Origin of the sequence: Pseudoalteromonas marina, from assembly GCF_000238335.3 — a bacterium.
Lineage (GTDB): Bacteria > Pseudomonadota > Gammaproteobacteria > Enterobacterales > Alteromonadaceae > Pseudoalteromonas > Pseudoalteromonas marina.
The window spans coordinates 84,795-105,763 of the sequence record NZ_AHCB03000012.1; the positions used below are offsets into that span (position 1 = coordinate 84,795).

20 protein-coding genes are annotated in these 20,969 nt (G+C 40.5%); 16 read left to right on the forward strand and 4 right to left on the reverse strand.

The genetic code is table 11. The annotated features are described in order from the left end of the window. The first annotated feature begins 21 nt into the window (after positions 1-21). From PMAN_RS16340 to PMAN_RS16390, 11 genes are all read left to right on the forward strand, one after another. The gene (locus tag PMAN_RS16340; protein ID WP_010556098.1) at positions 22-675 is read left to right on the forward strand and encodes a thermostable hemolysin; all 654 of its coding nucleotides are present in this window, start codon (positions 22-24) and stop codon (positions 673-675) included. After that, the gene (locus PMAN_RS16345) at positions 672-2,150 is read left to right on the forward strand and encodes an AMP-binding protein (protein WP_010556097.1); all 1,479 of its coding nucleotides are present in this window, start codon (positions 672-674) and stop codon (positions 2,148-2,150) included. Before PMAN_RS16340 ends, PMAN_RS16345 begins: the two co-directional genes overlap by 4 nt. Beyond that, the gene (locus PMAN_RS16350; protein ID WP_010556096.1) at positions 2,143-2,832 is read left to right on the forward strand and encodes an iron-containing redox enzyme family protein; all 690 of its coding nucleotides are present in this window, start codon (positions 2,143-2,145) and stop codon (positions 2,830-2,832) included. Before PMAN_RS16345 ends, PMAN_RS16350 begins: the two co-directional genes overlap by 8 nt. Continuing rightward, positions 2,829-3,599, forward strand: coding sequence for an SDR family oxidoreductase (locus PMAN_RS16355; protein WP_010556095.1), 771 nt, complete (start codon positions 2,829-2,831; stop codon positions 3,597-3,599). Before PMAN_RS16350 ends, PMAN_RS16355 begins: the two co-directional genes overlap by 4 nt. Positions 3,600-3,612: 13 nt before the next feature. Continuing rightward, positions 3,613-4,260, forward strand: coding sequence for a hypothetical protein (locus PMAN_RS16360; RefSeq protein ID WP_010556094.1), 648 nt, complete (start codon positions 3,613-3,615; stop codon positions 4,258-4,260). Between the two features lie 11 nt (positions 4,261-4,271). Then, the gene (locus PMAN_RS16365) at positions 4,272-4,931 is read left to right on the forward strand and encodes a response regulator (RefSeq protein ID WP_010556093.1); all 660 of its coding nucleotides are present in this window, start codon (positions 4,272-4,274) and stop codon (positions 4,929-4,931) included. A gap of 62 nt (positions 4,932-4,993) precedes the next feature. Further along, positions 4,994-6,295: an ATP-binding protein gene (locus PMAN_RS16370; RefSeq protein WP_010556092.1), complete on the forward strand. Its 1,302-nt coding sequence runs from the start codon at positions 4,994-4,996 to the stop codon at positions 6,293-6,295. Continuing rightward, complete coding sequence (locus PMAN_RS16375) at positions 6,288-6,641, forward strand: cupredoxin domain-containing protein (protein ID WP_006793322.1); 354 nt, start codon at positions 6,288-6,290, stop codon at positions 6,639-6,641. Before PMAN_RS16370 ends, PMAN_RS16375 begins: the two co-directional genes overlap by 8 nt. Further along, positions 6,628-7,368, forward strand: a complete 741-nt coding sequence (locus PMAN_RS16380; RefSeq protein ID WP_010556091.1) for an FTR1 family protein — start codon at positions 6,628-6,630, stop codon at positions 7,366-7,368. The genes PMAN_RS16375 and PMAN_RS16380 overlap by 14 nt, the downstream gene beginning before the upstream one ends. After that, a complete protein-coding gene (locus tag PMAN_RS16385; protein WP_008132926.1) occupies positions 7,365-8,078 on the forward strand; it encodes a hypothetical protein in 714 nt (237 codons plus the stop codon). Before PMAN_RS16380 ends, PMAN_RS16385 begins: the two co-directional genes overlap by 4 nt. A gap of 239 nt (positions 8,079-8,317) precedes the next feature. Continuing rightward, the gene (locus tag PMAN_RS16390) at positions 8,318-8,527 is read left to right on the forward strand and encodes a cold-shock protein (RefSeq protein WP_002959120.1); all 210 of its coding nucleotides are present in this window, start codon (positions 8,318-8,320) and stop codon (positions 8,525-8,527) included. A gap of 304 nt (positions 8,528-8,831) precedes the next feature. On the opposite strand, the gene PMAN_RS16395 is transcribed toward PMAN_RS16390, so the two are convergent. The 3 genes from PMAN_RS16395 to udk all read right to left on the reverse strand — a co-directional run bounded on the left by PMAN_RS16395 (position 8,832) and on the right by udk (position 11,686). Beyond that, entirely contained in the window at positions 8,832-9,542 is a 711-nt protein-coding gene (locus PMAN_RS16395) for a substrate-binding periplasmic protein (RefSeq protein WP_010556090.1), read from the reverse strand. 267 nt (positions 9,543-9,809) lie between these two features. Continuing rightward, positions 9,810-11,036 (reverse strand): NupC/NupG family nucleoside CNT transporter, encoded by a 1,227-nt coding sequence (locus PMAN_RS16400; RefSeq protein ID WP_008132935.1) that lies wholly within the window; start codon positions 11,034-11,036, stop codon positions 9,810-9,812. Positions 11,037-11,053: 17 nt separating this feature from the next. Continuing rightward, complete coding sequence (udk, locus tag PMAN_RS16405) at positions 11,054-11,686, reverse strand: uridine kinase (RefSeq protein ID WP_006794607.1); 633 nt, start codon at positions 11,684-11,686, stop codon at positions 11,054-11,056. Positions 11,687-11,878: 192 nt separating this feature from the next. Between udk and PMAN_RS16410 the strand changes: the two genes are divergently transcribed. The 4 genes from PMAN_RS16410 (at position 11,879) to PMAN_RS16425 (ending at position 15,711) form a co-directional block, all read left to right on the forward strand. Beyond that, positions 11,879-13,096 (forward strand): phosphopentomutase, encoded by a 1,218-nt coding sequence (locus tag PMAN_RS16410; RefSeq protein WP_010556089.1) that lies wholly within the window; start codon positions 11,879-11,881, stop codon positions 13,094-13,096. A gap of 13 nt (positions 13,097-13,109) precedes the next feature. After that, entirely contained in the window at positions 13,110-13,811 is a 702-nt protein-coding gene (deoD, locus tag PMAN_RS16415) for a purine-nucleoside phosphorylase (protein ID WP_006794609.1), read from the forward strand. 902 nt (positions 13,812-14,713) lie between these two features. Further along, positions 14,714-15,382 (forward strand): nuclear transport factor 2 family protein, encoded by a 669-nt coding sequence (locus PMAN_RS16420; protein ID WP_010556088.1) that lies wholly within the window; start codon positions 14,714-14,716, stop codon positions 15,380-15,382. Between the two features lie 8 nt (positions 15,383-15,390). After that, complete coding sequence (locus PMAN_RS16425) at positions 15,391-15,711, forward strand: hypothetical protein (protein WP_006794611.1); 321 nt, start codon at positions 15,391-15,393, stop codon at positions 15,709-15,711. A 1,428-nt stretch (positions 15,712-17,139) separates the two neighbouring features. Here PMAN_RS16425 and PMAN_RS16430 read toward each other — a convergent pair. Further along, a complete protein-coding gene (locus PMAN_RS16430; protein WP_010556087.1) occupies positions 17,140-18,024 on the reverse strand; it encodes a tetratricopeptide repeat protein in 885 nt (294 codons plus the stop codon). Positions 18,025-18,699: 675 nt separating this feature from the next. On the opposite strand from PMAN_RS16430, the gene katG reads away from it, so the two are divergent. Next, a complete protein-coding gene (gene katG, locus PMAN_RS16435; protein ID WP_010556086.1) occupies positions 18,700-20,877 on the forward strand; it encodes a catalase/peroxidase HPI in 2,178 nt (725 codons plus the stop codon). Positions 20,878-20,969 lie beyond the last annotated feature (92 nt).

Genomic DNA, 20,969 nt, shown 5'->3' on the forward strand with positions numbered 1-20,969 from the left:
CTCCTTAAACGGGCGATGTTTATGCAATTAGCACAGTTAAATTTATCACTAGATAACATATCAAATTCGGCACATTTAATAACTGCTCGAGAAAATGGTGAGCATCGTAATGCACTAGAATCTGCGGTAAAAGATGGCTTTTTAGTAGCTTACAATGCAACGCTTAAATCATTTATGCCACTACTTTGTCAATACACAACAATTGAGGGGCAATGTACGTTAGGTTTAAGGCAAGCTACCTCTCCCTTATTTATTGAGCAGTACACTGCAGAGCCCATTGAGCACTTTTTATTAGAACAAACTCCGCGTAGCAAAATATTTGAGCTAGGTAACTTATGCTCTACACATCGCAGGGCAACGCTTGGTCATTTTATTGTTGTTAACGAGGCGCTTTACAATACTGAAGCTAAGTATTTAGTATTTTGCGCCACAAAAAAAGTACGGGCGATGGTTCGAATGCTGGGGGTTAATTGCACTGAGGTTGCTGTTGCAAACAGCTTTGTGGTTGAAAACCCATTAAGTTGGGGAAGTTATTATGCAAATCAACCTACGGTGTGCATTGTTAATTTAGCGCAGGCACATCAGCAAGTACTTAACACACCCATGCTGTTAAATATTAAACAGCAAAATACACAACAAATTAATGCCTTGATGACTGCGTTGGAGAGCTTATGAGCCTATTAAATAATATTAATAAGGTAGCGAATGAGTCGGTGGTTGTTAGTTACTTAGCCAATAAAGTGATGCCTATTAGCGCTTTGGAGTTACAACAAGAAACTAATAAGCTAACAGCTATTCTTAACGCTTTAGACTCAGGTGCAATTGCCTTCCAGCTTGATAACACTCCAGCTTGGCTGGTTGTTGATGCCGCAACCAGTGCAGCAAACAAGGTTGCGGTGCCTATCGCCCATTTTTTTAGTCAGCAGCAAACACAGTATGTGCTAGCGCAATGTGGTGCGCAGTTTTTTATTAGTGATATGCCTCGTCATTCGCTTGGTAAGCATTCATTATCGGTAACATTATTTGAGCATTATACCCTTTATATTTATCAGCTCGATGCGATTGAACCCGTGGACTATTTTACTGGTACGCAAAAAATTACATTTACTTCAGGTTCTACTGGCGAGCCAAAAGGGGTGTGCTTATCAACACAAAGCCAGATGCAGGTAGCTCAGTCATTATGTGAGCAAATAAACATTAGTAACCCCGTGCATTTATGCTTACTTCCGCTGCCAGTACTACTGGAAAATATAGCGGGTGTGTATGCACCTTTGTTAAGTGGCGGTTGTGTACATTTAATGCCGCTAAACGAATTAGGTTTTGTTGGCTCAGGGTTAAAAAATCCTAACAAACTCATTGGTGCAATCGATAGTGTAAAACCTAACACCCTTATTTTAGTGCCTGAGTTATTAACGTGTTTAATTGCGTTTGCAAAACAAGGTTGGCAGCCGCCAAAGTCACTTAAGTTTATTGCTGTTGGCGGAGCACGGGTTAGTAACTCTTTAATTTTAACTGCACGAGAATATAACCTACCGGTTTATCAAGGTTATGGTTTGTCTGAGGCGGCCTCAGTGGTGAGTTTAAACACCCCCAATGATGACGACATAAATAGTGCTGGTGAAGTATTAGGGCACGTTGAAACGAAAGTTGAAAATGATGAGTTATTTATTAAAGGAGCGTTATTCTTAGGGTATTTAAATCAAGCGCCGCATAACCCAAATACCTGGTACGCCACTGGCGACTTAGTATCTAAGCGTAATAATAAGCTGTACATAAAAGGGCGAGTAAAAAATCTGATCATCACCAGTATGGGGCGTAATGTTAGCGCCGAATGGCCTGAATCATTAATTTTAAGCCAAAGTGCGATACAGCAAGCGGTGGTGTTTGGTGAAAGCCAGCCATTTTTAAGCGCGCTTATATATGCGGCACCCGAGTTTAGTGATGAGCAATTAAAAGCACATTTAAAAACAGTAAACCAGCAACTTCCTGACTACGCACAGATTAAAAAGTGGCACCGTTTAGCCCAACCTTTAAGCGAGCAGCAAGGGTTATTAACCGCTAATAATCGCCCTAAACGAGCGGCAATTAGCCAGCACTACAGCCCTATTTTTGAACAGTTCTACAGACTTGGAGAAGTGATCCATGAGTGATTTTTTTAATACATTAAAAGCACAAACTCAAAACGAGCGTGAGTACTTATTAGCTGCGCCAATTATACAGCGTGTATTTAACGGACAAGCAACGCTTGAAGAGTATGCCTCGTTTTTAGCACAGGCTTATCATCATGTAAAACACACTGTTCCTTTAATGATGTCACTTGGCGCACGTTTAACTGATGAGCAAGAATGGTTACGTGAAGCGGTAGCTGAATATATTGAAGAAGAAATTGGTCATCAAGAGTGGGTGCTAAACGACATTGCAGCCTGTGGGTTTGATAAAGAAAGTGTGCGCCATAGTCAGCCACAATTCGCCACTGAAATGATGGTGTCGTATGCCTACGATAGTATTGCACGTAAAAATCCGCTTAGCTTTTTTGGCATGGTTCACGTATTAGAGGGGACCTCAATTGCGCTTGCTGATGGAGCCGCAACAAACATAGCGAATGCAATAGGGCTTCCTAAAAAAGCATTTAGCTATTTAACCTCTCACGGCGCGCTTGATATAGAGCACGTAAAGTTTTTTGAAAACTTAATAAACCAAATTACTGACGAGGCGGATCAGCAGGCTATTTTACATGGTGCAAAATGTTTTTATCGTTTGTACGGCGATATTTTTCGCGCTTTAGATGACGAGCCGTTTTTTAAAGCATCAGCACAAGAGCAACACGCATGAATACCGGCTTATGTGTATTAACTGGTGCGACAGGTGGAATTGGTCAAGCGATTGCTAAAACATTACACGGCCAAGGTTGGCAACTGCTCTTGGTGGGGCGAAATAGTGATGCCCTCAATACGTTAAGTAGCCAATGTCCCGGTAGTATAGTTTTTGTGGGGGATTTAACGGTTGCCGAAAACATGTTGGCACTCGCCATTAAAGCCAAAAAATTAGGGGGCGCTAAGTTACTCATAAACAATGCAGGCATTAATGTAATGCAAAGCTTAAGTGCATCGAGTAGTGAGCAAATTGATAATCTACTGAGCACTAATTTAGCCGTCCCTATGAAATTATGTCAGCTGTTTTTAGCGCAGTTGCACGCGAATAAAGGCTCCATAGTTAATGTTGGGTCGTCATTTGGCAGCATAGGTTACCCGTATCAAACACTTTACTGTGCTAGTAAGTTCGGTTTACGTGGTTTTAGCGAAGCGCTATCACGAGAGCTTTCAGACACACCCGTTAAAGTTAGTTATTTAGCACCAAGAGCAACCGATACAGATATTAATGATGCACAAATACGAGCAATGAATAAGGCGCTTGGTAATCAAATGGACTCCCCGCAGTTGGTAGCTGATGAGTTAGTTGCGTTATTAAACTCAAATAAAACCAGACGATTTATTGGTTTTCCTGAGAAACTTTTTGCACGTATCAATGGCGTTTTTCCAGGTATCGTGGATAACGCAATTGCCAAACAGCTTCCTAAAATAAAACAGTTTTTAGGTTAATAGAGGATTTATTATGAAAAAATTTACTTTAGTAGCTTATTTAAGCATTGTTAGTGTGTTTTCATCGCCGGTATTTGCAGACGAACAAAGCGATTTACTTGCTATTCAACAGCAATGGGCGGTTGCTAATTATGAGCTTGAAGGTGATGCACAAATTAAAGCGTTTACTCAACTGAGTGAGCAAAGTGCTCAATTTATTGAAAACTACCCTGATTCAGCAAATAGCTATACGTGGAACGGCATTGTACTGGCCAGTTTTGCTGGCGCAAAGGGCGGGTTAGGGGCACTGGGCTATGCTAAAGATGCAAAAGCGTCATTAGAGCAAGCCATTAAGGTAGACGACAGTGCTTTAGGTGGTTCAGCGTATGCCAGCCTAGCAACCTTATACAGTAAAGTACCGGGGTGGCCTATTGGTTTTGGTGATGATGACACCGCCGACAAGTTTTTTAAGCAAGCGCTCGCTTTTAACAATAAAGGCATTGATACCAATTACTTGTATGGTGAGTTTTTATATGACGAACGTGAATATGAGCAAGCTAAAGTCCATTTGTTAGTTGCGCAAGCAGCAGGTATTCGTGATACTCGTGCTAAAGCTGATAAATATCGTCAACAAGCAATTAGCTCTTTGTTAGCTAAAGTAGATAAAAAACTAAAGAGATAACAAAATAAACAATGCATTTATTATTAGTTGAAGATGATCATCTTGTGGCGCAAGGGCTTTGCCGCTCATTGCGCCAAGAAGGCTACAGTGTAGAGCATAGCGCAACGGTTAAGCATGCATTGCAATGCTTAGGCAGTGGTGAAATAGAGTTGGTTATACTTGACCTAGGTTTACCCGATGGTGATGGTTCACAAATTTTAAAGCACATAAAAGCGCAAAAAAAAGTGATTCCGGTGGTTATACTAACTGCACGTAGTAGCATAGATGACAAGGTGCAAGGGCTTGATATGGGCGCTGATGATTATTTAGCTAAGCCATTTGAACCAGCCGAATTATTTGCTCGTTTGCGCGTAGCGAGCCGCCGAGTAAATCAAGCTCAGTCGAGTTTATTACAGTGTGGTGAAGTGACTATGGACACGTCAGCGCATAGTGTCACACTCAGCGATGAGCTGCTTTCTTTGCCACGTAAAGAGTACATGCTGCTAAAGGCGCTCTTGGAAAACCAAGGTCGCGTGCAATCTAAACAGCAGTTAGAAAATAAACTCTATCAGTGGGGTGAAGAGGTTGGCTCCAACACCATTGAAGTACATATTCATCACCTACGAAAAAAATTCCCCAGCGATTTTATTAAAACTCTCCGTGGTATTGGCTATGTCGTGGGAAAGAGATAGTTCACGTGATTAAAATGCCCCTAGATTGCACAAACTTGAATTTACAAAGGTAACCATACTCTATGTCAATTCGTAAGCGTTTAACTCTTATTTTACTGTCAATGATGGTGTTAACCTGCTTTTTAGCTTTAGTCAAAGGCTACCAAAAAAGTATGAGCCATGGTGAGCAATTACTCGATAGTGAACTAAAAGTGGTCGCTGGAGTGTTGATGCAACAGCCTTTATCTATAAACGCCATGGCGCCAAAAATACAAGACAGCGCCCAGTTACTGTATCAAATTTGGCAAGCTGGTGAGCTTCTTAGTGGCTCTGACGAATTAAATCTTGATTTAAGCCAGTATCAAGCGGGTTTTCAAACGCTTAATATTGCAGGGCAGCGAATGCGGGTATTCGTTTTTGTCACTTCTTTACGCACCGTTATTGTTGCTGAGCCGATTGCTAAGCGGTTTGAACTTGCCGAGGCGGTTATTTTATCAGCTATGTTGCCTATGCTCTGGGCGGTTCCTTTGCTTGCGCTATTTATTAGCTTTTTTGTTAAATATGCACTGGCACCATTAACCCGTTTATCAAAACAGTTAGCTCTGCGCCAAGCAAATGACTTCACTGCGATCAATTGGCAGGTGACAGATGAAGAAATAAAACCGGTGATCAGCCGCTTAAACGATTTATTTAAACGCGTAGAAACCGCCTATTTACGAGAGCGTTTTTTTGCCTCTGATGCGGCACATGAATTACGTACTCCCCTGAGCAGTTTAAAAATTAATGTGCACAATTTGGCTGCTCAACAAGGAGATAACCAAGAACTACAAGCCATGACCCAAGGTATTAATCGACTGTCCAATATAGTCGAGCAAATGCTAATACTAGGGCGTACTCAGCCAGAGCAGTGGCAAAAACAGTTTAAGGAGCAGTCATTATTAGCGATCACGCAAGAAGGTGTTAGCCAGTTGTATGAAAAAATAGAGGCTAAAAATCACACTATCAGTCTTGAAGGAGATGATTTTATCATTAACGGTGATGAATTTACCTTAGTGACGCTGATTTCAAACCTACTTAGCAATGCTATAAAGTACGCACCAGCCAATGGACAAATAAAAATAACACTAAAGCAGATGCACAAGCAGCGTATTTGGCAAATAGAAGACAGTGGCCCAGGTATGACGAACGATCAAAAACAACGGATATTTAACCGTTTTTATCGTGTTGGCGGTGACCAACACCCTTCGGGTGAACAAGGTGCGGGCTTAGGTATGGCAATAGTGCAGCATATTATTGCTATTTATCGCGCTGAAATTCACTTAACGGATAGTGATTTGGGTGGCTTAAAAGTACAGGTAGTTTTTGCAGGAGCTAAATGTGATTAAACAACTTATTAGGCCTTACTTATATTGTTGTGTATTTTTATCATTTAACGCCGCCAGTAAAGACTATCGTATTGTACTTAAAGATCATTTGTTTTACCCCGCAGAAATCGTCGTACCGGCAAATAAAAAGGTACGCTTGTTAATCGAAAATCAAGATAGTACGCCTGAAGAGTTCGACAGTTTCGATCTCAATCGAGAGAAAGTACTTTACCCAAAGCGCAAAAGCGTTATTTATATCGGGCCATTAATCCCTGGGCGCTATGAATTTTTTGGCGAGTTTTCGCCCAATACGGCGCGTGGTGCTGTCATAGTGACTGAAAAGGAGCGTTCTAATGCTAATAACTAGCCTAGTGATGAGTCTAAACCAGTTACTGCCGGTGGCCATTTTACTTATTTTACTCCAAGTTGTAGCCAAGCAAAGTTTAATGAAATTGCTGGGAGGGCTTATTTTAGGGATCGGGCTTTCATTTTTGTTTGTAAAAAGTGCGCCGTTAATGAGCCCCTTGTTTGACTATCAGGGTTTAGAATATGCCCAAATTGGTTTGTGTATTTTAATTTTTATTAGTGCACTGTACTACGCCATTAAACAAGCAACAGCTGCTTTTATGATTGCGATTATCAGTGTAATGACACTTTATTTAAGTCACTACATTATTTACCTGATTGGCTTTTGGCAAAGCAACGAAGCGGCTCAAAGTTTATTTATTGGCACTTTTTTAGGCTTGGGAATATGCAGCAGCTTTAGCGTCTTGTTGTATTTTTTATTGAGTGCAATCAAACAGCGCTTTGGGCTTACCCCTTTATTGGTATTGTTAGCTTTAAATAGTGCAGCAAAACTAGTTGTGGCGCTTGATTTGGCGAGCCAAATTGACTTAATAGCAACAACGGTAACCGTATGGGATTTACGTGACATTTTAACCGAAAACTCAGAGTTTGGGAGAGTATTGCGCGCTCTGATCGGTTATGAGGCTACGCCAAATTTAACCAGTCTTTTAAGCTATGTGCTGAGCAGCGTGTTATTTTTATCTGCTAGTTATTTTATGCCTAAATCAATCACTAAGGAAAAATCATGAAAGCAATAAACCTATTTGCAGCTACTGTATTAATTGGTTTTTGTTTATTAATACCTAAGCTCGCTTATGCTGATGGCATAGTAGTAGATAAAGTTTATCACCCGTATGTGTTGCCGTTTGAACGAGAGCTTGAGTGGCGCCTTGTGTCGCATCAAACCGACAGTGGCAATATTTTAGCTCAACGTATTGGTTTAGGTGGCGCCATTAACGACACTATGGCACTTGAAGGTTATTTAGTGGGTGAGCGAGATGATAACGGCGACTTTGGCTTGCAAGCGTATGAATTGGAGCTTAGATGGCAACTAATAGAGCAAGGCCGGTTATGGGCCGATTGGGGCGCTTTATTTGAATTTGAAAAACAGCATGACGCCGACGCATACGAAGCAACCTCCGGTTTTGTAATTGAAAAAGAGTTTGGTCGTGCAAGTCTCACCATGAATGCTTTTTTGGTATACGAATGGGGGCAAGACATAGAGAACGAATGGGAAACAGAGTTTAGGGCACAATATCGTTACCGATACTTGTCTGCGTTTCAACCCTCTATTGAGTTATATGCAGGGGAAGATTTTATCGGAATTGGTCCCGGGTTTATTGGGCTATACCGGTTTGAAGGGCAAAAACAGCTAAAATGGGAAGCTGGCTTTATAAGTGAAATTAGCCAGTCTGAAAAAAACCACAGTTTTAGACTTGCCCTAGAATTTGAATTTTAAGCATATAAATACATGTTGATTATTTATCGCTCAATAAAATAAGGAAGTGCTTGACTTATATTTGGTTATCTATATAGTGGGCCGCAGCTAGAAAGAAAGCATGTAAGCTATAAATCTCCATTTCGTTGTTGTATAAGTAATACTTGTAGTACCGTCCTGAAGTTTTTAAAGTACCATCTCATTTTTTGCTACACCCGCTCATATGAGCATATTTTTTATTTTTATATCAGGATATTACAATGTCTAACATCGTATCAGGTACAGTTAAGTGGTTCAACGAGTCTAAAGGTTTTGGTTTCATCGAGCAAGAAAATGGCCCAGACGTTTTCGCACATTTCTCAGCAATCAAAAGCGAAGGTTTCAAAACTTTAGCTGAAGGCCAACGTGTAGAGTTCACTCTTTCACAAGGTCAAAAAGGTCCTCAAGCTGATAACATCACAGCTGTATAATTTTACTTTTTAAGTAAAATGAAAAAAAGCGCCTAGGGCGCTTTTTTTGTGTCTGAAACAAACCTAACTTATTCATCAGCCCGACCTAATACTAAGGATCACAATTAAAGTGGTTCTACTTGACCCCAAGGTCTAATATAAACACCTAGTTAGTGACAGGGTTAGGCGCTATAAAAAGTCTGTATAGCTTTAATTAGTATAAGCGTAGAAGAGTGAGTTCAAGTACCGCTGAGCTAATACCTGTTATTGTTAGTCATTTACCTCACCTGCACATCATTTAATTAAAAGCCGCGTGTAATTTAACTCATTTACCGTAAGGGCTTCTTTTAGTTTTGCTCACTTGTTTGTGCGCTTCTTCCATTTTTTCTATAAGAACTTTATCTGTATCTTTATTTGCAGCTAAATAAGCAACCGTTGTTAAGGCATCTATTTTAAAAATAAATTTTAAGTGGCCCGGTTTAAGTTTAAAGTAATCACTATATTGGAGCATATAAAGCGGGTCATCCAATATTAGGTCTACTTTTTTGGCTAGTAGTAACTTATAAGAATGCTGTATATCTGAAGTTATAACGCCCTCAAACCCCATTTTAGTGAGAGTTTGGGTCGAGAAGTCGTTATGTTGCATAGCTATTTTGTAATTTTTTGCTTGGTTAATATTATTGATTACTATATCGGTTCTGTCTGATAGCCCAACAAATCCCATTTCAAAGCGACCAATTTCCCCTACCCACTGAAATTGATCTTCACGTTCTGGCGTGCGAGCAATGCTGTAAATAAACGTATTTTTTTCCTCGCTTGCCATTTTGTAGGCGCGGGCCCAAGGGTACATTTGTATGTCTGGTGTTAAACCAGCCTGTTTAAATATATCTCTTATGTACTGTGTCCCTTTACCTTGAACTTCACCGTCTATTAAAACTTGATTAGGTGGTGCTAATTCTGTAACAACCAGCAAAGGCTCTTCAGCTAAAGTGCTAAATGATAAAAAAAGGATAAAAAAGGTCAGATTATAATTCACTACAACTAGTCAATTTAGGCTTGAAAACACTTAATTAAGTGTGGTTTAAAATTGTTAAATTTACAAAGTATTAGTGGTTATTTGAGTTGTAAAAACCTCATAATGAAAATAAAGAGAGGATATAGGAAGGAAGGTAACTTTATTAAAGCCCTAAAACGATAAAAGGGCCTTGCGGCCCTTGGTGAAGTATCGTTCAAGTCAGCTAGCACTTTAACCCCTTAAAGTACTAACTTCTTGTTTTGCAACACCGGTTCATCTCTTAAGTTTCTAAGCTAGCGAGAGGAAAAACCCAGCAATTGCTGCGCTCATAAGGTTAGCCATAGATCCTGCTAACACTGCTCTGAGCCCTAAGCGTGCGATATCCTTCCGCCTGCTAGGCGCCATACCGCCTAACCCACCTAGTAAAATGGCTATCGATGATAAGTTAGCGAATCCACACAAAGCAAACGTAACAATTGCTTGTGTGTGCGCACTTAACGTATCGCGATAATTTATAAAGTCTAAGTAAGCAACAAACTCGTTTACTACTATCTTTTGACCAATAAAGCTGCCGGCTATAATTGCTTCATCCCACGGTACACCGAGTAACCATGCAACAGGAGCAAATACATAACCTAAAATTTCTTGTAGCGTTAATGTTGGATGATCAAACCATCCGCCTACACCACCTAATAAACCATTTAGAAGCGCAATTAACGCTACGAATGCCAGTAGCATTGCACCAACATTAAGTGCTAAATGCATACCATTTGCCGCACCTGATGCAGCAGCATCAATTACGTTTACCGGTTTATCATCGTCGTTTAAATCTAAATCAGCTAAGTTATCTTTAGGTGTTTCGGTTTCTGGCACAATCATTTTTGCCATTAAAAAACCACCTGGTGCCGCCATAAAGCTGGCTGCAATTAAGTACTTAAGCTCTACACCAATAATTACGTAACCAGCCATTACAGAGCCAGCTACAGTGGCTAAGCCACCTACCATTACAGCAAATAACTCAGACTTGGTCATTGTTGCTATAAAAGGTTTAACAATTAACGGCGCTTCAGTTTGGCCAACAAATATATTTGCCGTCGCTGAAAGTGATTCTGTACGCGAGGTTTTTAAAAGCTTTTGTAAACCACCGCCTAAAATCTTAATTATCCAGTCCATAATGCCTATGTGATATAAAACAGCGACCAGCGCTGAGAAAAACACAATAACGGGCAAAACCTGAATTGCAAAAATAAAACCTAGCGTGTCTTGCGATGCCAGCGGGCCAAACAAAAAGCCTATCCCGTCATTCGCGTAGCCAATAACCGATGAAACGGCTGCTGACATACTTGCTAATACGTTTTTTCCTGCGTCAAAAAACAGAACAAAGCCGCCAATAACAACTTGCATTGCAAATGCTATAGCAACGGTTCTTAAATTAATTGCCTTGCGATTAGTTGACGCGGCAAAGGCAATGCCCAGCAGCACACACATGCCAACCAAGCTCATAAATGTTGTCATACAAATGTTTCCCGTTGTTATTCTTGTAGTAAATATTTAATTTTACTTTTTATAATATCAATCGCAACGCGGTTCATGCCGCCTCGAGTCACTACTAAATCTGCATTATGCTTAGAAGGCTCAATAAATTGATAAAACATCGGTCTTACAGTTGCTTGATACTGTTCAACAACAGATTGTAACGTTCTGCCTCGCTGCTCCATATCACGTTGCATACGACGCATTAAGCAGATATCTAAAGGAGTATCTATAAATACCTTAATATCAAATTCTTTATTTAGCGCTTTGTCGCTCAGTAATAAAATACCTTCAACAATTAAAATTTTTGCAGCGGCTACACGTCGCGTTTTATCGCTGCGGGTATGCTGTGCATAATCATATGTTGGTACTTCTACTGAATTTCCACTACGAAGTTGAGTTAAATGTTCAAGCATTAACTCATGTTCAAATGCATCAGGGTGGTCGTAGTTCGTTTGCGTTCGATGAGCCATCGGCAAATGCGACTGATCCTTGTAATAAGCATCTTCTTCAATAATGGCAATTGCGCCCGGTTCAAGCTCATTAACCAACTCGTTGTATATAGTTTGGCTAAACAGAGATTTGCCCGACGCAGACGCGCCAGCAATAGCTATAATAGTTGTTCGTGTCACTAAAGTTCTCACCCACACAGAAGGATATATTGTTGGTAGATCACAATAGCAAAAAAGACACGATTAATCTCTTTTGCTTCGCTTAAGAACGCAAATTTATAATGTTTAGGTTTTATGAAACAGGACTTTTGTCCTGTACGGAAAAATCGTTCAGCAGATAAAGTAACCACCTAGAAACAAAGTGAGGTCAAAATGGCAAGAGCAATTATCTTAATGGCAGATAGCCTAGGAATCGGTGCAGCACCAGATGCAGATAAATTTGGTGATCTTGGCGCCAATACATTCGCTCACTTACTAAAAGCATATTACGACGAAACAGGCAGCGCACTTTCGCTTCCTAATTTATCTAAATTAGGTTTAGTAGACGCCTGTGAAGCCGCCGGTGGAGAAACGTGTTTAGTTTCAGACCGCCAAGCACCACAAGGTGCATGGGGTTACGCTAAAGAACTTTCTAGCGGAAAAGACACTCCATCAGGCCATTGGGAAATGGCTGGCGTACCTGTGTTATTTGATTGGGGATATTTCCCAAAAACACAGCCCAGTTTCCCACAAGAATTTGTAGACGAGTTTATAGCTCGTACAGGTATTCCTGGCATTTTAGGCAATTGCCATGCATCGGGAACAACCATATTAGAGCAGCTAGGTGAAGAGCACGTAAAAACAGGTAAACCAATCTGTTACACCTCAGCTGATAGCGTGTTTCAAATAGCCGCGCATGAAGAGTCATTTGGCCTAGAGAAGCTTTATCAAGTTTGCGAAATCGCACGGGCGCTGCTTGATGAAATGAATATAGGGCGAGTGATTGCGCGGCCATTTTTGGGTTCAAATAGTCAAGACTTTGCACGAACAGGTAATCGTCGTGACTATTCAGTACTTCCGCCAGCACCAACATTGTTAGATGTTTTAGCAAAAGACGGCGGCGAAGTAATTAGTATTGGTAAAATTTCAGACATATACGCGCATCAAGGCATAACCCAAAAGCACAAAGCACCTGGGCTTATGAACTTGCTTGAAAAAACCAGCGAGGTTATTTCAACAGCACCTGATCGCAGCTTAATTTTTACCAACTTGGTTGATTTTGATGAAAAATTTGGTCATCGCCGTAACCCGGTAGGTTACGCTAAAGCATTAAAAGAATTTGATGACTATTTACCAACTATACTAAAGCAGTTAAATGCAGATGATGTATTAATGATCACTGCCGACCACGGGTGTGACCCAACCTTTCCAGGTTCTGAGCACACGCGTGAATACGTACCTGTGATAGCGTATAAGCCTGGTATGGATAATACACCGCTAGGTGAACGAAACAGTTTTGCAGATATTGGTCAAACACTAGCACAGTGGTTTAACTTGTCTGAGCTTGAATATGGCGACAGCTTTTTAACTCAATTAAACGCGCCAAAATAAAAGGAAACAACGAATGAGTACTCCTCATATAAATGCAAATGTTGGTGATTTCGCCGAAACAGTTTTAATGCCAGGCGATCCGCTACGTGCGCAATATATTGCTGAAAACTTTTTAGATGATGCGGTACAAGTAACTGGTGTACGCAACATGTTTGGCTTTACAGGTACTTACAAAGGTAAGCCAGTAAGCATTATGGGTTCAGGCATGGGTATTCCATCAATGTCTATTTATGCACGTGAGCTAATTGTTAGCTTTGGCGTAAAAAACATTATACGCATTGGTACATGTGGCGGTATTGGTACCGACATTAAAATCCGTGACGTAATTTTTGCACAAGGTGCAAGCACAGACTCAAACGTAAACCGTGCACGTGTTCGTGGTTACGACTTTTCTGCAATTGCAGACTTCGACCTACTTTTAAACGGCGTTAATGCAGCAAAAGAGCTAGGTATTAAAGCAAAAGTAGGTAACGTATTTACAACCGACACTTTCTACCAAGCAGACGACACTTTCTATAAAGATTTAGATAAGTTAGGCGTTCTTGCAGTAGATATGGAAACAGCCGGTTTATACGGCGTTGCAGCTGAGTACGGCGCAAACGCAATGGCATTATTTACCGTAAGCGACCACGTGATCACTGGCGAAGCAACACCAGCTGACGAACGTCAAAGCACGTTTAACGAAATGGTTAAAATTGCATTAGAGTCTATCTAATTAATAAAACAGTTCCTTGGTAACGTATTCACTAAGTTTTGGAGACACGCCCAAAGTGAAGTGAGACTAACCTCCAAAGCCGCATTTTATGCGGCTTTTTTTATGCCTTAATAATAAAATCAATGAGTACCAGACTCTAAAAGCGCAGCATCTCTTAATCTCTTTGTGAATAATCTTTCAAAAACGTAATGCACAAAGTGAACAGAATGAGGAGTAAATGAGTAGCTAAAATAAATTGGCTAGGGCTTTGTTTTGTAGACATAGAGCTTGCTTACGTTAGAAGCGCAGCTTCTTATTACTTAAAAAAGGTATCACCACAGAGTGCACCGAGGCGCTTCGCGCTACACAGAGTTAAAAGCATTTTTTAGTCACTACTCCTGGTCTTCTCCTTCACTTCTCGGTGGTGAAATAATCACTTTTATAGCAGTTGCTATTAAACGAAAGTAAAGCGAGTCTGTAGGCTACATTCAGCCACTGCTTTTGAAATCTTTATGCACAAAGATAAGCGAATGAGGAGTAAATGAGAAGACAAAGTGAACACGTCATAGTTTAGCTTTGTTTTGTAGACATAGAGCTTGCTTAAGTTAGAAGCGTAGCTTCTTGTTACTTAAAAAAAGGTATCACCACCGAGCGCATCGAGGCGCTTTGCGTTACACAGAGAAAGCAGGAGTAACAATTATTCACGGCTTCTGTCCTTTCCTTTACTTCTTGGTGGTGAAGTAATCACTTTTCATACCGTCATTAAAAATTATGTGTTTAACAAAATTATTTTAAAAGCCGGGTTAAACTCAAGCTAAACTTCGCAATGAAAGCCAAGGTTATTCATTTAATTGCTACCCGAAAACGTTAAAATTTGCTATGTTGCAATACAATACACGTTTAGTGTTTTTATTAGGAAAGTTATGAAATCGTTATCTATTTTTTTTGCTTTATTTACCTTTACGCTAGCCTTAAATAGCTATGCCACAGAGCCTACTACCGAACAGCAAAAAGCGGATGAAAAAGTAAACACATTAGAATATAAAGCCCCTGAGCTTAAAAAACCGGTTGTTGACCCAACCAAACCAGACGACTCAAAAGTGTTAGGCGATGAAACCCCCAAGCCCGTTGAAAAGCCTAAAAATAAAATAGAAAAAGCAGCAGCCGTAGCCGAAGCAGAAAAAGCAGTAGCCCAAGCAAAAGAGGCTTTAACAGCTAAACAGCAAGCTAAAGCTAAGCAATCACGCGAATCACTAGCTGTGGTTGAACAACTTATAAAAGCCTATAACGCGCGCAACATTGAAGAGTTTATTCGTGTTTACGATGAAGATGTAGAGTTTTATATTTTCCCCAATGAGCTATTATTTAAAGGAAAAGAAAAACTAATAGCACGTTATGGTTTAATGTTTAAAAAGCTAAAGTGTATTCACTCATCGCCAATTAAACGCATAGTACATGGTGATATAGTAATAGATCATGAGCTATCAGAAACCTGCTCAGCAGACGAAAACGTAATAGATAAACGCTCAGAGCTTGTATCGAGCTATCAAATTAAAAACGAAAAAATAATTCGCGTATTATTTTTTCGTTAAGGATTATTATGCAAATTACTGACGACAAAAAACTTCGCTTAATGTACCGAGTAGAGCCCGGTTGTTTAGGCCCCGAAGGCGCACAACATATTGAAGATTTTTGTCGTTATGCTAACAAGCATATTAAGTCACCTTATTATGCACAATTCGTTTTTTTACCGCGTTACGATAAACAAAAAGACGAACGCCAATACAGCGTAAAAAGCCGTAATCTATCGCAATTGCAGGTTAGAAAGTACTTTAGTCACTTTGAAATCGATATGGATGGCTTTGAGGAGCAGCTCGACGAGCTACTTACCAAAGCAATCGACTTGTACTTTAAACGCTAATCCCTGAAGCTTCAAATATAAGTAAAGCGGCCAAAGGTATACTTAGCACGTATGCTTTATACCTAAAGCCTGCTTACGTAACCCTTTATCAAATCACTTATTTTTACCTCTAAAAGCGCAGCGTCTCTTAACCTTGTTTTGTAGACGAAGAGCTTGCTCACGTTAGAAGCGCAGCTTCTCATTTCAGATCAAATATTAAATTACTTAGTCCCTAACTCTAAAAGCGCAGCGCCTCTTAACCTCTTTGTGAATAATGGGTTTTAAAACAGTAATACACAAAGAGAAGCGAATGAGAAGACATAATGATCTGGGCAATGCTTAGCCTTGTCTTGTAGACGTAGAGCTTGCTCACGTTAGAAGCGTAGCTTCTTATTACTTAAAAATACATACCACCACAGAGCGCACCGACGCGCTTTGCGCTACACAGAGTTAAAAATATTTGTTAGTCACTACTCCTGGTCTTCTCCTTCACTTCTCTGTGGTGAAACGATCACTTTTATAGCATGAGTAAAACGTTGTTATTAAACGAAAGCAAAGCGCGTTTACAGGCTATATTTAGGCACGGCATTGTGAATATAAGGATTTTCATTACCTCTAAAAGCGCAGCGTCTCTTAACCTCTTTGTGAATAATGGGTTTTAAAACAGTAATACACAAAGAGAAGCGAATGAGAATAAAATGAGAAGGCAAAGTAAATAGGGTAGAGTTTTGTTTTGTAGACGTAGAGCTTGCTAACGTTAGAAGTGAAGCTTCTTATTACTTAAAATTAGATATGACCACAGAGCACACCGAGGCGCTTCGCGCTACACAGAGTTAAAAAATATTGGTTAGTCACTGCTCCTGTTTTTCTCATTCACTTCTCGGTGGTAAAACAATCACTTTTATAGCATAACTAAAACGCTTCTACAGGCTGTATTTAGCCACGGCATTGTGAATATGAGCTTTTAAATCTTAATGCAAAAAAAGAAGTAAATGAGAAAACATAATGATCTGGGTAATGCTTAGCCTTGTCTCGTAGACGTAGAGCTTGCTCACGTTAGAAGCGCAGCTTCTTGTTTCAGGTCAAATATTAAATCACTTAGTCCCAACCTCTAAAAGCGCAGCGTCTCTTAACCTCTTTGTGAATAATGGGCTTTAAAATTTAAATGCACAAAGAGAAGTGAATGAGAAGAAAATGAGAAAACATAATGATATGGGCAATGCTTAGCCTTGTCTTGTAGACGTAGAGCTTGCTCACGTTAGAAGCGCCGCTTCTCATTTCAGGTCAAATATTAAATTACTTAGTTCCTAACTCTAAAAGCGCAGCGCCTCTTAACCTCTTTGTGAATAATAATCTTTTAAAACCTTAATACACAAAGCACAGGGCTTTATTACAGCCATAAAAAAAGAGCTTTCGCTCTTTTTTTCAAACTATATAAGCAAGCTAAACTTACTCGCCTGCCACAATAGTATTAAAGCTATTATTATCGTGAAGGCTTGCAAATGCACTTTCGTGGAGTAACTCATTACGTAAGTTAGGTGAATACTCAAGTGCCATTTTTATATCGGCCAGCGCATCGGCGTGTTCGTGTATTAACGCAAACGCACACGCGCGTTGCCAATACGCATAACCATAATCGCTATCTATATCAATTGCCTGGTTACATAAATCAATCGCTTTGGCTGTTTGATTAATTTCAAGCAGGGCATCAGCTTTGTAAGCAATAGCCTCAACGTCTTCAGGTTTACGTTTTAAAATTTCATCAAAAATCTCGATTTTATTAGCATAATCACTTTCTAAATTTGCGCGCATCCACAACGAGTGAACCTCATTTGTAATCGATATACGTTCTTGGTTACTGAGTATTTCTTCAGAACGTACACGCAGTTTTTCTTCTAGAATTTTTAATCGGTCTTCGTATTCGTCCGTAATAACACTCACACGGGTATTTACAATATCTTCTACTTTATTTTTAACATCGCGCAGCGAGTTCCAGCCAACAAGTACCAAAATAGATGCCGTCGCGGTAATAATAAAAAACACATTATTTATCGTATCGGTAGTGTAAGTAAGGGCTCTGTCGGCCGTGTCTAACTGCGCATGCGTTACTTGTTTAGTAACGTCTTCGCGTAGTTTTTGCTGATCTTGGCGAACCGCTTTTAACTCATCTAAAATGTAGCGTTCCATAAGCGGTTTATACATAGGCTCTTTAAGTTGTTCAAGCGCTTGCTGTTCTTGTAACTTTGAGGGGGCTTCTGTTTGTTGCTCAGCCGCATTAGCCAACGTTAAAAATAAAGTAAAACAAATACATAGTAAATAAAAGTAATAACGCATCAACATGCCCAAATAAAATAATAAATTGCAAAAATAATATTAACACGCACAACCTAAACTCACTAGGGCGGGTTTTGTTTTGAAGGCGAGTTTACAGCACATTATAAATTATTATCACTAAAGCATTGTGCAGTAATAAATTTTAGGCAAAAAAAACCAGCTCTGGGTGAGCTGGCTGAAACTGCTAAAACATCAAAGGTTAGGGAAAACTTAACTACCGTTAGCTAATAAAAATCAGCTAACAAAAAACAGGTAAATTAGAGTTATAAAGTAAAGGTGTATTGGGCTTAGTAATACACCTTTAACGTTATAACTACAATTTCATGGTGAAGGGGGGTATTCCTATGTGCGCTGTGGTAAACCAAAGCCACTTTCAAACCCTTCACGTACCATTACGCCGCTACTTTTTAATTCGATCATCGTTATTTAAAAAAAGATCAAAAATTTTTAAAGGCTCGTTTTTAAATACCAATCAAAAATACAAATCGCTCCAATCGTTTTAAATACGGTGCATTTGTTGGTATAGCTCAAAAAATAAGCCTATATTGGTAATTCAAAATAAGTACAAGTATATAAACAATTGATTAAGCAACATTTGCATGAATTAAAAATAGTAATACCTAAACAAATTGACCATTGCTTACGTATTTTATTTTATACCAAGAGGATTAAATAATGAGTAACTCTAGCGCCGGCAAATGCCCGGTAATGCATGGCAGCAATACACAAACAGCAGGCCAAAACACAGATTGGTGGCCAAATGCACTTAATTTCGACATCCTTCATCAACACGATACAAAAAGCTCTCCATACGGTAGCGACTTTAACTACGCTGAAGCATTCAAATCCCTAGATCTAGAAGCCGTAAAAACCGACTTAAAAAACTTAATGACACAAAGCCAAGATTGGTGGCCAGCCGATTGGGGCCACTATGGCGGTTTAATGATCCGCATGGCATGGCACTCGGCAGGTTCGTACCGCTTATCTGACGGACGTGGCGGCGGTGGCACGGCAAATCAACGCTTTGCCCCTTTAAACTCATGGCCCGATAACGCCAACCTCGACAAAGCGCGCCGCTTACTTTGGCCAATTAAAAAGAAATACGGTAACAAACTCTCGTGGGCCGATCTCATTATTTTAGCGGGCAACATGGCGTACGAATCAATGGGCTTAAAAACCTTTGGGTTTGCCGGTGGCCGTGAAGACATTTGGCACCCAGAAAAAGACGTATACTGGGGCGCCGAAAAAGAATGGTTAGCACCAAGCGACGAACGCTACCAAAATGTTGATAAACCCGACACAATGGAAAACCCGTTAGCGTCTGTTCAAATGGGCCTAATTTACGTAAACCCAGAAGGGGTAAACGGTAAACCCGATCCGCTTAAAACTGCAGCACAAGTGCGCGAAACGTTTGCCCGCATGGCAATGGACGACGAAGAAACGGCAGCGCTTACCGTAGGTGGCCACACAGTAGGTAAAACACACGGTAACGGAAAAGAGTCTAACCTTGGCCCAGAGCCAGAAGCAGCTGATATTTCAGAGCAAGGCATGGGGTGGAATAACCACAAAACACGAGGCATTGGCCGCGATACAATGACATCGGGCATTGAAGGTGCGTGGACCACACACCCAACAAAATGGGATAATGGCTACTGTGACCTTCTTTTAAATTACGAATGGGAACTGACAAAAAGCCCAGCAGGCGCTCACCAATGGGAACCTGTAAATATTAAAGAAGAAGACAAGCCGGTCGATGTAGAAGACCCATCAATTCGCTTAAACCCAATTATGACCGATGCCGACATGGCCATGAAAATGGACCCAGCGTACCGCAAAATAATTGAGCGTTTTCATAACGACTTTGAATACTTTTCAGACGTGTTTGCACGCGCATGGTTTAAACTTACGCACCGCGACTTAGGGCCAAAAGCGCGCTACCTAGGTGCCGATGTACCAAGCGAAGACTTAATTTGGCAAGACCCAATTCCAAGCGTTGATTACACCCTAACAGATACCGAAATCGCCGATTTAAAAGTAACACTACTTAATTGCGGCGTAAGCGCCAGCGATTTAATTAACACCGCATGGGACAGTGCGCGTACGTACCGAGGCTCTGATCACCGAGGCGGCGCAAACGGTGCACGTATTCGTTTAGCCCCGCAAAAAGAGTGGCAAGGCAATGAACCAGAGCGCTTAGCAAGTGTGTTAGCGGCACTTGAAAAAGTACAAGCTGGGTTAAGTAAACCTGTTAGCATGGCCGATTTAATTGTACTTGGTGGCACAGCAGCGGTTGAACAGGCCGCTAAAAACGCAGGGGTAGAGGTTAACGTACCGTTTGCGCCAGGGCGCGGAGACGCAACCGACGACATGACCGACGCCGAATCGTTCGACGTACTTGAACCTATTCACGACGGTTTTAGAAACTGGCTGAAAAAAGACTACGTTGTGTCTGCAGAAGAGTTACTACTTGAGCGCAGCCAGCTAATGGGTTTAACAGCACCAGAAATGTCGGTACTTATTGGTGGCATGCGTATGCTTGGCACAAACCATAGCGGCACACAACATGGCGTATTTACAAACAATGTAGGAACGTTAAGTAACGACTTTTTTGTAAACTTAACCGACATGGCAAACCGCTGGGAGCCAACAGGTAATGGCCTTTACAACATTGTTGACCGCGCAAGCGGTGCAACTAAATGGACCGCAACACGCGTAGATTTAGTATTTGGGTCAAACTCAATTTTACGCGCACTGGCAGAGTTTTATGCACAAGACGATAATAAAACCCGTTTTGTTCACGACTTTGTAAATGCATGGGTAAAAGTAATGAACGCCGACAGGTTTGATATTTAATAAACCTAAGTAACAGTTAAAAAGGAGCAGCAATGCTCCTTTTTTGTTTTTAAAAACTGAGCTTTAAAACCGTATTGCACAAAGAGAAGTGA